The following is a 14487-nucleotide window of genomic DNA, read 5'->3' as shown; positions in this document are numbered from 1 at the left end:
CCAGCCTGAGCCCGGAACGGGGCCTCCGCTCCGCTCCAGCCCCAACCCAACCGGCCTGTAGGGGAACTGTGAGGAAAAGCAGCAGCAGTGAGAGGGGGAAGCGAGGGCCGGAATGCGGGCGCGGGGTGAATCGGGGAATTCGGAGGGGGTGACGGAGAGTCAGGATGGCATGGAAACGCTGGGCTGGGAGTCGACTTGAAACCACGATCACGTGACCTCCCGTCAGGCTGCTTTCCTGCTCCGATAGGGCCAGACTAACAGGATCGCGCCACGTTCGAGGGATTTTCTCCCTTGTTGCTGCTTCATTTTGAAGCACGAGATAGACTCTGGACTCAGGGCGCACCACCCTTGGAACGCTCGGAGGCTTATCGAGATCCACTTAGGACCCTTGCGAGTGCTTCGGTTAGGCAGAGTAGCCAACCGCCCGAGCCACTCCCACCGTAGCCCTTGTAGCGCTTCTGCGTGCAGTTTTCCCGTTTCCCCTCACTCGAACCGACCGGGCATCACCCAGGAGAAAGCAGACAGGAATGTCGACCACGAACCGCGCAGATCAGCGCGAGGCCGCCCAGCGAGAAGCCATTGACGCGGTCCTCCGTGCCCTCGAACTCCCTGCAAGATCGCTGGTGCCGGAGAGGGGTCTGCGGACACAGGTGATCATGGCGACCGGGTCCGGGAAGACCCGGGTGGCGGTCCGGAGCGCGGAAGAGCTCCACGCGGGCCGTGTGCTGGTCCTCGTGCCCTCGCTGGATCTGCTCGCCCAGACCGAGTCTGCGTGGCGTGAGGGCGGCCGTAGGGGCCCGATGATCGGGGTCTCCTCCCTGCGGGGTGAGGAGGTGTCCTTCCCCAACACCACGGACGTGGACGAGCTGGTGGAGTGGACGAGGGGCCTGGAGAAGGTCACCGTGTACGCCACCTACGCCAGCCTGGGGCTGGGCACGCTGGAGCGGGCGCACGCCGCCGGCCTTTCGGCGTGGGACCTGATCGTGGTCGATGAGGCGCACCGGACTTCGGGCCGGATCGGCAAGCCGTGGGCGGTCGTTCACGACAACACCCGCATCCCGTCGCTGCGGCGGCTGTACATGACGGCCACGCCCCGGCTGTGGCAGCTGGACGAGGACCAGGAGCAGGGCGGTGCGCCGGGTGATCTGGTGGCGAGCATGTCGGATGACCCGGACGGGCCGTTCGGCAGCCGGTGTTTCACCCTGACGCTGTCGGAGGCGATCGACCGGGGGATCTGTGCGCCGTACCAGGTGGTGTGTGTGGACATCACCGACACGCAGTTCCAGGCCGCGCTGCTGCTGGGTGCCGAGGGCCGGTCGGACGAGATGCGCGGGGCCCGGCTCGCCGCTCTCCAGACGGCCCTGGTGAAGGCGTCAGCCGAGGAAGCCTTCAAGCGCACGCTCGTGTTCCATCACGTCATCAAGGAGGCCGAAGCGTTCTCTGCCGGGGTGCCGGATGTCGCGGCGCAGCTGCACGCGGCCGATCCGGAGTTGTATCCGGCGACGGTGTGGGCGGACTGGCTGTGCGGCGATCACAAGGCGCTGCACCGCCGCCGGGTGCTCGGGGAGTTCTCCTCCCTGATCGCCACGAACGGCACGGTGGTGGAGAAGGCGTTCCTCAGTTCGGTGAAGGTGTTGGGCGAGGGCGTCGACACCCGCAACTGCGACTCCGTGTACTTCGCGGACGTGCGCGGGTCGATGCCGGATCTGGTCCAGGCGGTGGGGCGCGCGCTGCGGATGCAGCCCGGCGAGGGCAAGATGGCCTCCCTCGTGGTGCCGGTGCTGCTGGCACCCGGGGAGACGGCGGACAACATGCTCACCAGCCGGGCGTTCGGCGGGCTGGCAAAGCTGCTGGAGGCGCTCAGGGCGCACGACACCCGCATCGTCGAACAACTGGCCCAACAGCAGGCCCCGAGCCGCTACAAGCCCGTCCAGAAGGACGCCAAGGGCAAGGAGAAGAGCGGGGGCGGGGACGGTGGGCCGTCCGCGTCGGCGAAGGCGTTGCTGAAGTTCTCCACGCCGCGTGACCCGGCGCAGCTGGCCGCGTTCATCAACCTGCGGGTCCTCAACCCCGAGCACGAGCACTGGCGGCGCGGCATCGAGGCCGCCGTGCTGTACGCGCGCGAGGTCGGGGACCTGAAGGTGCCGTTCACGTACCGGGTGCCGAAGGGGCCCGAGGCGGTGGAGGCGGGGTGGCCGGCCTCGCTGGCCAACTTCCCGCTGGGGCAGTGGATCGCCGACGCCCGCCGCTTCTACGCCCGCGGGGACATGGACGAGGACCGTGTCGAGCAGCTGGAGAAGCTCGGCATGGTGTGGTCGCACTTCGACGTCGCGTGGGAGGAGGGCCTGGCCGCCGCCCGAGGGTGGGCTGCCGAGAACGGGCACCTCCTGGCTCCTCTGGACGCCACCTACCAGGGCGCCAAGGTGGGCATCTGGCTCAAGAACGCCCGGGCAGCCGCCCGCAAGGCAGCCGAGATCGAGCAGCGGCGTGCCGAGGGCCTGCCGGTGGGATCGGTGGCCGGCGCGCTGTCGGAGGACCGGCGCGAGCAGCTGGAGGAGATCGACGCCTCGTGGTGCCCCACCTGGCCCGTGGAGTGGCAGCGGGCGTTCCACCTCACCCGGCTGCACCTGGACGACGGCGGCGTGCTGCCGACCGAGCCGGGTGACGTCCTGCGCCAGGGCGAGGACCTCGGGCGCTGGGTGCGTGTCCAGCGTCTGGGCTGGGACAAGCTCACCGGGGTGCAGCAGTGGATGCTGGAGCAGGTCCTCGGGATCGAGCCCGCCACCGAGGACGAGAAGCCCAAGCCGCGCCGTACCCAGGCCGACAAGTGGGCCGCCAACCTGGCCGCCGCGAAGCAGTTCTACGAGCGCGAGGGCCATCTGAACGTCCCCCGCAAGCACGTGGAGACCGTGCTCTCGGACGAGGGATGGGAACTGCAGTTCCGTCTCGGGGCATGGATCGGCAACCAGCGCTCCCGTGCGGCAACGCTGCCGGAGGACCGACGCGAGCAGCTGTCCGCGATCGGGATGCGCTGGGCGTAGGTAGCGACAGTTCGAGGTGCGGCATCTGCCTGAGGCAGATGCCGCATTCCGCTGTTGTGCAGGTGAATCCCATACTAGAGTTCTGGCATGGCAAAGACGCCGCGCATGACGCTCCAGACACAACTGGTGCTGCGGACCCTGCTGGAGAGCCCTGCCGAGGCCCGTTACGGTCTGGAACTCTCCCAAGCAGCAGGCCTTCCCACCGGCACCATCCACCCGATCCTCGCCCGCCTCGAGAACACAGGCTGGCTTGAGTCCTTCTGGGAAGACCAGAACGAGATCGAGAAGACCGATCCGCCCCGGCCCCGCCGCCGCTACTACCGCTTCGCCCCAAGCGGTGCCGAGTCCGCCCGCGTCGCTCTCGCCGCCGCCTACCAGGGGGGCGCCACCTCTGCCCGCCTTCGCCCTGCTGATGGTCTGGGGAGTTGAGGCTGCGTTATGCACGGCGCCGACAATGAGGTCAGCGAACCGCTCACGTTCCCCTGGTTAGTGATCCGCCAGGACGATAACGGCAACCGGTACAGGGTCGGCAGGTATGCCACCCGCGACGAAGCCGAAAAGATCAGCGAAGGTCTCGATGAACGCGGCCATCGGCAGCTCTACTGGGTGGAACGCGTCGGACAAGGCCGTGCAACTCCCAGTACCAACAGCAGTGACTCTGCGCGGGACATCGTGCGAGGTGGCCCCTCGGGCATCCGACGCGGGCTCGGGCAAATACCACCCTCACCCCAGGAATCCGCTGACGCCGCCAGGGGTGAACCCGCGAGCGAAATGGACGACTGTGCTGACCGGCGCCTACAACGGGCACGGCCTCTGTTCGAAGCACTCTCCCGCCTCCTGCCCGCGAACGCCCGTGACCGCTGGCCCGAAGAGTGGATGGCAGAGTGGGTCGACCTCGGCAAACAGCCTCTGCGTACCCGGGTGGCCTGGCTGCTGCGGGTCACACTGCGCAGCGGACTGTACTTCGCCTGGTCCCTTCGCCTGGCGGCGCGACGGCAGCGTGTCCAATGAGGCCCCAGGTGGCAGGAGCCGTCGCAGACAACCCGCCGCTTCCCCGTCAGGACAACACGGCTGATCACAAGCAGATGGCCACCTGTACGCGTCTAGAAGGGCGGTTCGTCGGAGTAGCCGCCCTTGGCTGGAGTAGTCGGGGCCGGCGTGGGCGTGGTGGCCCACGGATCATCCTGCGTGGGCTGGGTACGAGGGGCGCCCCACCCCGAGTTGGATCGCGCCGGCGGGACAGGAGCAGGGGTGTTTTCCGGTTCGACGCCATCAATGTCGTCGTTCAACAACTGGCGCAGGCGCTCCCTGCAGGTGGTCGGATCCCCATCGTCGTTCCAGTCGGACGACTCCGACCAGCGCCTGCGGTCAGGGTCCTGACCACCGATCTCGCACAGGGCTCGCAGGACCGCGTCGACTCGCTCCCACGTGCTGATTGTCTGCCCCTTGAGGAGCCGACGGATGGTTTCCCGGCTTACAGGAAGTGGATCCTGCATAGAGCTGGTCTTCGCTGCGATGCGGGCGGGTGTAGGACGCCCTGCTTCCTTGAAGTGGACGAACAGCTCGGCGACAAAGTCACGCCTGGTCCCATCAGGCAGGTCGGCTTTGCTGGGCATCCGCAGCATCTGAGGCATCCATCAACTCTCGCACGCATCAACTCAGTTCGACACGCGATTGCTCACGAATGCTCGGCATGACACCCCAGGTGACCCCGGGATTACTCGTGTTGAGGTCACAAAGACCCAAGTAGAACCGCATTGGCGTCTCGTTGACACAGATGGACTTCTTTCGACAATCCACTGTTTTCGCTGGTCAGAGCGGGTTTCGAGGTGCTTTTGTTGGTCCTCGTCCACACCACGAGACGTCAAAAATCTCAATGGGTGGACAACGGCACGGCTGTCGCCGGAAACGGCGACGGCCCCCTGGTGGGCAGGGAGCCGTCTGCAGAAGACCGAACATCCCCGACGAAGGAGAAGCTCATGTCCAAGCCCGAGCGTACGGGCAACAGCCCGGACCCGGAACCCCTCCCGTCCTCGAGGACCAGGTGGGCCAAGCGCGCCCGGCGGCTCCGCAATGAGGCCGGCCTGCATCTGCTCCGAGGGGTCGCAACCGCGGTCGGCGGCGCCATCGTCGCGTACGGCGGCCTCTGGATCCAGTCGCGCTGACAGCGGCCAGACGACCCGAGCCGTGGCCGGCGGCAGCCTGCATGGCCGTCGGCCCGCTACGGGCGATCCTCAAGCCGGGCAAGCAGGCCAGCGGCGGTGGCGACTGCCGCAACGGCGTCGGCGCGGGTCCAGACGAAGTTCTCGGTCGTGCCCGAGTCGTCGTGCGGGGCACCGCTGAACAAGGCGAAGGCGCTCTGGATGAGTACCGCCCAGCGCTCCTCCTGGTCCCGCTCCGCAGCCTTCTTCTTCGCCGCCTGGTCGTGGACCTTTTGGGTGTTGCAGGCCTCCCGTACGGGATCGAGGGCTGCGCGGGCGAGGGTCACGGCGTACTCGTACCGGCCGTCGCGGACCGCTCTCTTCGCTTCGCGGATCCGTCGTGCGCCGGTGGCCCGGGCCTCCACGGTGGTGACCGGGATGAGCACGTCGACGAACGCGCCGGCATCGAGCTGGGTGAGGGCGTTGCTCCACGTCGCGTGCGGGATACGGATGATCTCCTGGTCCTGGGCGACGGGCCAGTGCTTCGTCTCTGCCAGGGCAGTCAAGCTGAGTTGGGCGCGCAGGACCAGGTCGGCACCCGCGCGCAGCTTCTCCAGGCCGCGAAGCTGCCGGTCCGTCACGGTCGTCTCCAGCGTGAGCTGCATCTTGAATGGCTTCAGCCCCACGGGGCCCCTCGGGGCGTGGACGCTGCCGATGTAGCTGGCGGGGTTCGGCATCTCGTGTACCCAGAGGTCGCCGGAGGCAAGGAAGGGCGCGTCCACGGTGTAGTTGCCGCGGGCGGTCACGTCGAAGGTCAGGGCGAGACGGTGTACGTCCCAGCCCTGGGTGAAGGTCACGTTGTGCTGCGCCTGGACGTCGACGCTGTAGTCGTTCATACCGAATTGGAAGTTAGCCATCGTTCCTCGCCTGGTTGAACTCTTGCCCGATGGTCGCAGGCCAACCGACACACCGGCAGCGCTTTTTGGCAAGGGATCACGGCGTAGCCAACTACAGCCCCTCATGGGCGGACTGCTTCGTGGCGTCCAGGACGCGACGATCTCCTCTAGGGCATGGCTGGCGTAGTCATGTCGTACGGAGAGGTCCGGTTTCCGGGGACACGGACGACGACGGCCCATCGGTCTCGTTGTTCTGGGACGGGTGAGGGGATGTGCTCTGCCCACATGTCGTCGCGGATGTTGGGGATCCAGCTCGGTTTGGGTGTCAGGTCGAGGACGACCAGCATGCCCAAGGTGATGCCGCCGGCCTGGTAGGCGACCGTTTGGCCGAGGTAGCGCCGTAGCCCCTTGCGCGTTGTTTTGCCCTTTGTGCGCTTGCATTCGATGACGGTAGAGAAGCCGGGGAAACGGACTTCGATATCGGCGCGGCCTCCGCTGCGGTCGGTGACTTCGATGTCGACGTCCTCCAGGTTGCCGTAGAGGTAGTCGTGGAGGTCCTCCTGGACTGTCTCCTCCAGGGGAAGCTTTTCGCCAGGCTTGGGGGCGAAGAGGTAGGCGAAGCGAGGTGTGTGGTGGGCTCGGGCGCGATTGGTCCTGCTGTGCAGGAAGCGGATGGTCTGGACGATCAGGTGGGCGAAATACTGCCGGACGGTGGGGTGCTGGAAATCGTCGCAGCCCTTCAATACGGCGATGATGTCGTTGTAAATGTGCTGCTGGGCGATCGGCAGCCTGCTGATCAGGGTGGCTTCCCAGTCTGCGTGGCCAGCCTGGAGGCTGGTGAGCATGTGTGCGGGCAGGCTGGCGAGGAGCTGGCTACCGAGTTCGGCGGCCAGTTCCGGGTAGGAGGCCGCCGCCGCGGCTTTTCCCGGGCCTTCTGACTGCGCCTGGGGGGCGTCGGCTTGTAGGCGGTCGTCAATGGCTTGGAGAAGTTGGTGGGCGGCATTGGCGTCCCAGTCGTCGGGAGCGTCGGCGACCAAGCCGCGTAGGTGCAGCAGCAAGCCTTGGCGGTTGGCGAAGGCGTCTTCGATGCGCGGGGCGACCAGGACTTGCAGGCCGGGGGCGGCGTCGGCTGGCTGGAGGCGGACGCTGCGATGTGCGGTATAGGTGGCAAGGATGTGCTGGATGGTCTGGTTGGGCCATATGGTCAGCCGCTGGTCGAGGTGAGCGTCAGCGTGTTCGAGGTCGAGGCTGAGGGTGTACCAGGCCGCTTCGGTGTCGTAGCGGCCGGCGCGCCAGTGGGTGCGAGTGCCGGTCAGCCACATGGCGTGCTCGGTCAGTGAGCGGCGCAGCTGGCAGGTGGCTGTGGTGAGGGTAGTGGTGTCGCCGGTGTCGAAGGCAAGGACAGCGTCGAGCGCGGCAAGGTAGGCGGCGGCGTCGGGACGGTCTTCGTCGGCGTCGATGGCCTGTTGAAGGAAGCTGCGGGCCGTGGTGAATGCCGCAAGGAGGGTGGGGCGGTCGGGGGCGTTGGCGGCGTCGGCAAGGTGGCACATGGCGAGCTCGTAGGCGGCGTCGCCGTGGACCGCGGTCTGGGTGAAGTGCTGCAGCGCGGCGAGCAGGTCGCTGTCCCGCCAGTGTTCGTAGGCGGTGCCCAGGGCGCGGACGACGCGGCGGGCGTAGGCGGCAGGGGCCCTGGTGGCGCCGGGGTCGACGAGGCGGTCGAGGAGTCCGTAGCGGCGCGTGGTTCCCGGCAGGGCGAGGCGGAGAGCGGCTTCGAGGAAGAGGCCGGCGAGTTCGGCTTCCATGGGGGTGGTGTGGTGGCGGCTGCGTTCGAGGGCGAGGGTGTTGAGCTGGGAGCTCGCGCGCTGGAGGTAGCCGGGGTGTTCGACGAGCTGGTCGAGGAGGTCGTCAGCAGCCGCGGGGCTGGTGGCTGTGGTGAGAGCGCGGGTGATGAAGTCGGCGGCCTTGTCGGGGTGGTGGAGGGTGTCCCATTCGGCAAGGAGGGTTTCGGCGGCGCGGAACCACAGCGGGGAGGCGGCCAGGGTGTCGGCCTGCTGCCAAAAGGTGTCCTCACCGCCAAGGTCGGTGAGGGTGGGTGAATCGCCGTCCTGGGCGAGGAGCGTCTCGAGTGGGGTCACGGCGGGTGGCCTTTCTCGATGGGACAGGCGGCGAAGGACGGTCGGTCACCTTAACGGGCCGGTCACCACACGGGCTCACCCGGGCCTGCGGCTTTCAGTCGGTCGGCGGGGATGACCGTGGTGGCCAGGTCGCGTTTGGCGGTGGCGGTGATGACTTGGAGGCCGGAGGTCTCCTCGCAGATGTCCTTGAGCTGGCTGAGGACTTCGGCCAGGTCGACGTCGATGGTTTCCTGTGCGCCGGCGGAGTCGAGCAAGAGCAGTCCCGGGTGGCGGCCGACGCCGGTTTCCTTGCCGACGCGCAGGAGGGCGAGGAGAGTGGCGATGCGTAGCCGTACATGCTCACCGGGGGTGACGGCGGTGAAGGTGGTCTTGCTGTCGCCCTTGGCGATCTGAAGCGTGCCGTTGCCCAGTAGTTTGACGGCTTGGAGCTCTTTCATCCCCAGCCGGATCGCCAGTTGGCAGATCTCCGCACTCAGGGTGCCCAAGAGCTGGTCTGAGGCCTTCTTCGCGCGTTTGTCGGCTTCCTTGGCAGCTGCCTCCAGGACGCTTTCTTCCGGTGACTTCCGATCAGGCTGCTCGGCGCGGCGTTCGGCGGCTTGGCGCTCTGCGAGGGCACCCTCGACACGGGCGACCTCAAGATGGGCGCGCAGAGAAGACTCGCTGGGCATGGCTGTCTGGGCTGCGGCGAGATCAGTGCGGGCCTGGGCCAGGCCGGCCTCGGATGCGGTGACGGCTTGGGCGGCCTGTCGGGCTGATTTCTTCGCTGCGGTGTGGGCCTCTTTGAGGGTCTGGATGGAGGCGGCGAGTTCGTCGGCTGCCGACGGATCGACGGGGACTTCTGTGGGGGCGGAGCCGCAGATGCGGCAATGTGCCTCGTCGAGGTCCGCGTGGGGCAGCTGGTCCAGTGCGGTGGAGCAGCGCGGGCAGCAGGTGGGTTTCAGAGCCCCGAAGAAACGCTGGGCAGCCGCGGTCTCACGCAGGTCCCGCAGTCGGCTCTGATCAAGGACCAACGTTTCGTGGAGTTCCTGCTCGGCTTGCTGACTTTGGTGCATCTGCTGCACCGCGTGGGCGTGCTGGGTGGTCAGTTCGGCCAGTCGGGCACCGGCCCGCTCCACGGCCTCGGCCGCCTCTTGAATGGTGGGGCCAGCTTCGGCCTGCGCTGCCGCCTGCCGGGCTTGAGCCAGCTGGTCTCGGAGTTCTTGCACAGAGGCGCTGCGGGCTGCCAGGTCCTGCTGCGCGCGCCGACGCTGTCCTCGCAAGGACTGCTGCACCAGCCCCAGGGCTGCATTGGCGTCGCGGCGGGTGGCCGTCCAGGGCAGACCGACGAACATCTGCAGAAGGCTCACCATCGTGCCGCCGCCAGCGGTCTGCCCCAGCAGGGCGTCGCTCTCGCGGTTGCGGCACAGAAGAGCGTGGCTGAAGGCCGGCCAGGATGTGACCACCACCTGGCCGTCGGCGCTGCCTGTCGTGGCCTGGTCCGTCGTGTCCGCAGTGGCGTCCTTGCGCCAGCCGCGCAGGAACTCCAAGCCGAGCCTGTCCATCATGAACGCGTCCATCACGGAGGCGAATTCGGCCTCGCCCGCGAACTGCGTGGCGTGCTCCTGGATGCCCACGGTCAGGGTGCCGGTGAGCTGGCTGCCGGTGGTGTCGACGCCTACCGTGAACGGTTCGTTATCGATCTGGGCGTCCAGGCGTACGTGGTGGATCCAGTGGCGCACGTCGGCCTGTAGAGCGTCCGAGCCGCGCAGGCACCACCAGATGATCTCCAGAATGCTGCTCTTGCCTCGCAGGTTGTCCGCCGTCACGCCCCACAGGCCGGGTCCCAGGTCCCAGGAGAAGTCCACCGTGCCGGTGGACTTGCCGCTCTTTTCACCGGTGAAGGCCAGGCGTTTAACTAGCAGTTGACGCGGACGGGGCAGGATGCCGCTCTCGCGCACTCCGTGCCGGGCCAGGATCTCTCCTGCCAGCCCTGCCTCGATACCTGCCCGGCGGGCTACCGTCTCCACAAAGTCGCTCATCGGCTTGCTCCCGCCCTCTGCTCCGTGATCTGCGCAAGCCGCTGCCGCACGCGGTCGGTGATACCGCTGATGCTGGCCTTCCACACCGTGCGCTCGTACTCCGCCTGCGCGTACTGCAGGGCCTTCAGCTGGCTGCCGCTGCTCTGCCCCGCCACCGCCAGCACGATCGCCGCGCGTTCGTCGTACCAGGCCAGGTCCGAGGCAGTAGTCCGCAGTTCCCCCGCTAGGTCCCGGCCAGCGGGCAGCAGGTAGTAGTCCCACCGGTCCACCTTCACCGGTGGCTCCCCCACCGCCACGATGTCAATCAGGCCGTGCGCGTACAAAAGGCCCAAGGCATCGTCCAGTGCCTCCCAGGCGCCGAACCGCCAGCGCAGCATCGGATAGCGGGAGATCTCTGGTTCATCCCCCTCCAGAAGAGCACCAGCTCGCTCTAGCGCCCCCGCAGTGTCGTCGACGTTGCCTGCCTCGACCTGGTTGAGCAACTCATCAGCCAGGTAATCGGGATTCCGCAGCCAAAAATCCAACGCCTGCAGCCGCTTCTGCCCCCGGATCACCGCAACCGCTCCCTGCGGCTCCTGCCCGGCCTGGTCATCACCGTGCGGCGCGCCGCAGTGATCCAACAGGAAGAGCAGCCGCACCGCGTCCTGTGCGCGCGACGCCCGCCGCACTCCGGACTCCGCCACCCGACTTCCTCCCCCGTGCTGACAACCAAGATCCCACAACTAGCACATGACGACAGCTGTGCGTAACCACTTGAACACCCGTCCCTGGACGAGTGCGTCTACTCACAACGGGACACCGCGCTTGGTCCTCGACTAGCCCATGTCGGCGTCGACCGTCGGCCCGCACCTAATCCCCCAGGCCGGGCGGGCGTCCACGAAGGCCGGCGACACCTACACCCCCGCCGCCGGTGACGTGGTGGTGGAGGTCGTGGCGGGCACGACCCGGCACTCGGTCGTCACCGTGGTCCGGCTGCACTGACCGGTGACCCTGCGGATCGGCAGCCGGGAAACTCTGAGCGGGTGGCGAGGGGCACTTGGCAGAATCCGGCGTGTGGGAACAGCACAGCAGACATCGCGGCAGCACCTCATATCCCAGGTCCTGCTCACAGAGTTCACGGCGCCCGAGCCGAAGGACGGCAGCCAGCAGCTGCTCCCGTTCGACCTGCACAACCCCGGACGCGTGCACAAGCGGATGCCCACCAGCCGATGCGGCTGGGTCAAGGACTTCGTCGCCGTCGACTCCCCATCCGTTGAGGCACTGTGGGGCGACGTGGAGAGGCGCGTGCCTCCGGCGCTCGCCGCCGTGCACGCCGGCACTCCGTTCGCCGACCCTCTTCACGTGGACGTGCTGCGCGACCTGGTCGTGCTCCACTACGTCCGGTCGCTCCACTACCGCGACGTGCACACCGACTCGGTCGAGCGGGCCCGAACACGCCTGCTCGCCAAGGTGCTCACCCAGTATCCGGAGCAGCTGCGCCTCGAGGCACTGCGCGAGACGGGCCTGTATCTGTCCGGCCCGGCTGCCCTGGGCGCCTTCGCCGAACGCCTCATCGAACGGTCCACGGTTATGCGCGACCGCGAGAGCGGCAAGCTCTTCCGCACCAGCATCGAGGACACCTTCCACAAAATGCGGGACTTGGCGTCGACGCGGCGGCTGGAGGTGATCACGCCCGAGACGGGCCAGTTCCTGATCGGCGACAACCCGGCCCTGACCCTGTCCGTGAAGGAAAGCCGCACCATATACGGCATGGCGTTCGGTGACGCTCAGACCCTCATCCTTCCCATCGGCCCGAAGCACCTGCTGTCCCTGGGCCCCGAGGACGTCACGCTCACCGTCCCCCGGTCCTTCGTCGACCGCCTCAACGCCGTGCAGATCCACGCCGCCGACCGCTACGTGTACCTGCACCCCGAGAGCGGCCTGGAACCGTTCGTAGAACGCGCCGTACAGCGACGGCTGGCCGGGGACCGCACCACGTGACAGGCGATCGTCACCGCTGTGCCTCTGCGACGACCTACGGCATGTCCGCCTGCGTATCCGAGCCGACCGGCTGCCTCAAGTCCAGGTAACAGCGCAGCCGTACGCCGGGCTGACCGGCGTCCCGCGTCGTGCGCTCCGCTGTCGCCGTCGCCCAACGTCCGGCGAGCAGCTGCTGGAAGGCGAGCGCGGTGGTGTCGTCGGCGGCCGCCACGTCGACGACGACCAGGCCCGGCTCGCTCACGTGCGCCTCGTTGATCAGGTCCATGTTCGGCACTACGCCCGGCGCCTCGGGAGGGTTCCGCCGCGGCGGTGTCTTCACCCGACCGAGTGGCGGGCCGTCAGGGGCTGTCGCCGCCCCAGTCCCAGCGGGCCGGGTTGCCGGGTCGCGGGTCGTACAGCGCCCGGCCGCCGGGGCCGAACTGCCCGAGCTCGGTGAGGAGGGAGACACCGTCGTTGATCTCCTCCGGCCTCCAGCCGGTGATGTCGAGCAGCAGTCCGTCCAGCGGTCCGCCGACCAGTTCGGCGTAGCTGCGTCCCGGCTTCGGGCCCGGGTGGTCGTGGTCGGCTCCGTAGATCCGGCCGCGCAGCAGCTGCTCATCGTCGCTGTCCATGCTCTCCAGCCTCGCAGTCGCCACCGACAACGGGGGCTTGCCCAGGTGGTCCTGGGCAAGCCCCCGCACTACCGGGTCAGCTGCGCCAGCGTCCGAGCCAGCCGCCGGCCTTCGAGTCCTGCGCCGCTTCCGCCTCCTGGCGCTCCTGCTCCTGGCGCTCACGTTCGGTCTGTTCCGCCTGTCGCTCCGCCTCGAGGACGCGCGCCTTGCAGTCGTCGCACAGGTGCAGGTGGCTGTCCCCGCGGCCCCAGTCGACCGCGCTGCTGGCCTTCCACCGGTCGTCGGTGAACTTGGTCCCGCAGTCCGCGCACACCGGGCGCTTGGCCTCGCGTTCGGCGGCTTCCTGGGCGAGACGGCGCCGCCCCTCTTCGGCCCGGCGGGCGAGGCCGGCAGCCCGGCGAGGGTTGCCGATCGCATCCCAGAGGTTCTGGTCGACGTCGCGACCAAAGCGCCGGAACGCGGGACCTGCCGGGCCGTGTTCGCGCAGCAGCTCCAGCGTGGTCGCCACGATCGGCATCTTCCCGTTGTAGATGCGGAAGCCGCCTTCGGCCCACTGGCCCTGCCAGTGCTCGCGGGTGAGTTCGGCGACCCGCTCCATCTGTTTCCGCGCGGTCCGCTTGCCGATTTGGTGGAAGACGAGCAGGACCGGCGGGTGGGTCGCGTCGCCCCACTGGGGAGCGGGGGCGGACCAGCGGGTGCGCCACATCGGCTTGTCCTTGCCGTCGGTGTCCTTCGCCTTCCGGTGGAAGTGGCGCATGTACTTGTCGAACTTGGCCGCGATGATCGGGGCTTCCTCGGTGCAGTTGTCGGCCTCGATGAACAACAGCGGCAGCCCGGCCTCCGGGGCGGTGAGGACGATGTCGGCCCACGCACATCCCACGCCGGGATTCCTCCAGGTGCCGGTCGCCGGGAGGGCGACCTCGGTGGCGTAGGAGGTGATGCTGCCGATCCCGTCGGGGGCGTCGACCCAGGCCTGGGCGGCCGCGATGGCTTCGGCTGGCTCACCGGCCACCAGATCCAGGTCGGGCTTCGGGCGGATCATCGCGATGACCGTCTCGTTGACCGTCATCGCGTGCGAGGCTCCCGAGCGGCCCGCGCTCTTGGGCATGCCGCCCATCTCCTCCGGCCCTCGGTCCAACTCGAGGCCGGCGGCGGCCAGCCCGTCCTTGGTGAGCAGGCGCACCTCCTCCCCGCCTCGGGTGCGGCCTCCGTCGACGGACAGGCCGTGCCGTCGCAGATCGTTGAGCGCGCCGCGGTGGGAGGCGGTGCGCGCCTCCTTCCGCTTGGCCGCCGTGTCCTTGAGGGTGTGCCGGTACGTCAGGTGCGGTGAGGACAGGCGCTGGATCTGGTCCGCCGTCGCAGCCTTGAGCACTCCGAGCGCGCGCAGCGCATCGGCGCGGTGCCCGGTCGACGATCCCGCCTCGTTCGCCTTGCGCTTCGCCATCAGCCCCGCCCTCCCGTCGTCCGCGTCCGGCCACCGGCCGGGCGCCGGCCCCGCCCGGCCGCAGAGGGCACCAGGCGCGCCCTGAACCCGATGATCGCCTCCACCACTGACACCCCACCCCCACCTATTTCCCAGGGCTTGGTCAGTGAGAGGAGGAGAGAAGAGGGTTGTGACGCCGCGCCACAGCCCCGAAAAGGCGTGGTGGCCAGGGGAAATGCGGT

At 68.3% G+C, this 14487-nt stretch carries 13 protein-coding genes and 1 pseudogene; 6 read left to right on the top strand and 8 right to left on the bottom strand.

Features of this window, described 5'->3' with window-relative positions:
- Positions 1-527 precede the first annotated feature (527 nt).
- From IG99_RS33710 to IG99_RS50725, 3 genes and pseudogenes are all read left to right on the top strand, one after another.
- On the top strand, positions 528-3041 hold the full coding sequence (locus tag IG99_RS33710) for a DEAD/DEAH box helicase (protein WP_078948061.1): 2514 nt from the start codon (positions 528-530) through the stop codon (positions 3039-3041).
- Between the two features lie 87 nt (positions 3042-3128).
- The gene (locus tag IG99_RS33705) at positions 3129-3470 is read left to right on the top strand and encodes a PadR family transcriptional regulator (RefSeq protein ID WP_229868564.1); all 342 of its coding nucleotides are present in this window, start codon (positions 3129-3131) and stop codon (positions 3468-3470) included.
- Positions 3471-3479: 9 nt separating this feature from the next.
- Positions 3480-3665 (top strand): annotated as a pseudogene (locus IG99_RS50725) (SPOR domain-containing protein); the annotation flags it as partial.
- A 479-nt stretch (positions 3666-4144) separates the two neighbouring features.
- Here IG99_RS50725 and IG99_RS49165 read toward each other — a convergent pair.
- Complete coding sequence (locus IG99_RS49165; RefSeq protein WP_158973294.1) at positions 4145-4675, bottom strand: hypothetical protein; 531 nt, start codon at positions 4673-4675, stop codon at positions 4145-4147.
- Between the two features lie 345 nt (positions 4676-5020).
- Here IG99_RS49165 and IG99_RS33695 point away from each other — a divergent pair, with 345 nt between their 5' ends.
- Positions 5021-5206, top strand: a complete 186-nt coding sequence (locus IG99_RS33695) for a hypothetical protein (protein WP_037680736.1) — start codon at positions 5021-5023, stop codon at positions 5204-5206.
- A gap of 56 nt (positions 5207-5262) precedes the next feature.
- Here IG99_RS33695 and IG99_RS33690 read toward each other — a convergent pair whose 3' ends face one another.
- The 4 genes from IG99_RS33690 to IG99_RS33675 all read right to left on the bottom strand — a co-directional run bounded on the left by IG99_RS33690 (position 5263) and on the right by IG99_RS33675 (position 10914).
- Positions 5263-6099, bottom strand: coding sequence for a hypothetical protein (locus IG99_RS33690; RefSeq protein ID WP_158973293.1), 837 nt, complete (start codon positions 6097-6099; stop codon positions 5263-5265).
- A 146-nt stretch (positions 6100-6245) separates the two neighbouring features.
- The gene (locus IG99_RS33685) at positions 6246-8213 is read right to left on the bottom strand and encodes a hypothetical protein (protein ID WP_037680731.1); all 1968 of its coding nucleotides are present in this window, start codon (positions 8211-8213) and stop codon (positions 6246-6248) included.
- Positions 8214-8275: 62 nt separating this feature from the next.
- Entirely contained in the window at positions 8276-10231 is a 1956-nt protein-coding gene (locus IG99_RS33680) for a coiled-coil domain-containing protein (RefSeq protein WP_158973292.1), read from the bottom strand.
- On the bottom strand, positions 10228-10914 hold the full coding sequence (locus IG99_RS33675) for a hypothetical protein (protein WP_051866217.1): 687 nt from the start codon (positions 10912-10914) through the stop codon (positions 10228-10230). Before IG99_RS33675 ends, IG99_RS33680 begins: the two co-directional genes overlap by 4 nt.
- A gap of 139 nt (positions 10915-11053) precedes the next feature.
- On the opposite strand from IG99_RS33675, the gene IG99_RS49160 reads away from it, so the two are divergent.
- A complete protein-coding gene (locus IG99_RS49160) occupies positions 11054-11212 on the top strand; it encodes a hypothetical protein (RefSeq protein WP_158973291.1) in 159 nt (52 codons plus the stop codon).
- A gap of 72 nt (positions 11213-11284) precedes the next feature.
- Positions 11285-12211 (top strand): DUF4238 domain-containing protein, encoded by a 927-nt coding sequence (locus IG99_RS33670; protein ID WP_051866215.1) that lies wholly within the window; start codon positions 11285-11287, stop codon positions 12209-12211.
- 34 nt (positions 12212-12245) lie between these two features.
- On the opposite strand, the gene IG99_RS33665 is transcribed toward IG99_RS33670, so the two are convergent.
- The 3 genes from IG99_RS33665 to IG99_RS33655 all read right to left on the bottom strand — a co-directional run bounded on the left by IG99_RS33665 (position 12246) and on the right by IG99_RS33655 (position 14266).
- Positions 12246-12476 carry a DUF6207 family protein gene (locus tag IG99_RS33665; protein WP_037680728.1) on the bottom strand — a complete coding sequence of 77 codons (231 nt, stop codon included), beginning with the start codon at positions 12474-12476 and terminating at the stop codon, positions 12246-12248.
- 73 nt (positions 12477-12549) lie between these two features.
- The gene (locus tag IG99_RS33660) at positions 12550-12822 is read right to left on the bottom strand and encodes a hypothetical protein (RefSeq protein ID WP_037680726.1); all 273 of its coding nucleotides are present in this window, start codon (positions 12820-12822) and stop codon (positions 12550-12552) included.
- Positions 12823-12898: 76 nt separating this feature from the next.
- Positions 12899-14266, bottom strand: coding sequence for a replication-relaxation family protein (locus tag IG99_RS33655; RefSeq protein WP_037680724.1), 1368 nt, complete (start codon positions 14264-14266; stop codon positions 12899-12901).
- Positions 14267-14487 lie beyond the last annotated feature (221 nt).

This window comes from Streptomyces griseus subsp. griseus, from assembly GCF_000720255.1.
Lineage (GTDB): Bacteria > Actinomycetota > Actinomycetes > Streptomycetales > Streptomycetaceae > Streptomyces > Streptomyces griseus_I.
This window is presented reverse-complemented; position numbering and strand designations above follow the sequence as displayed.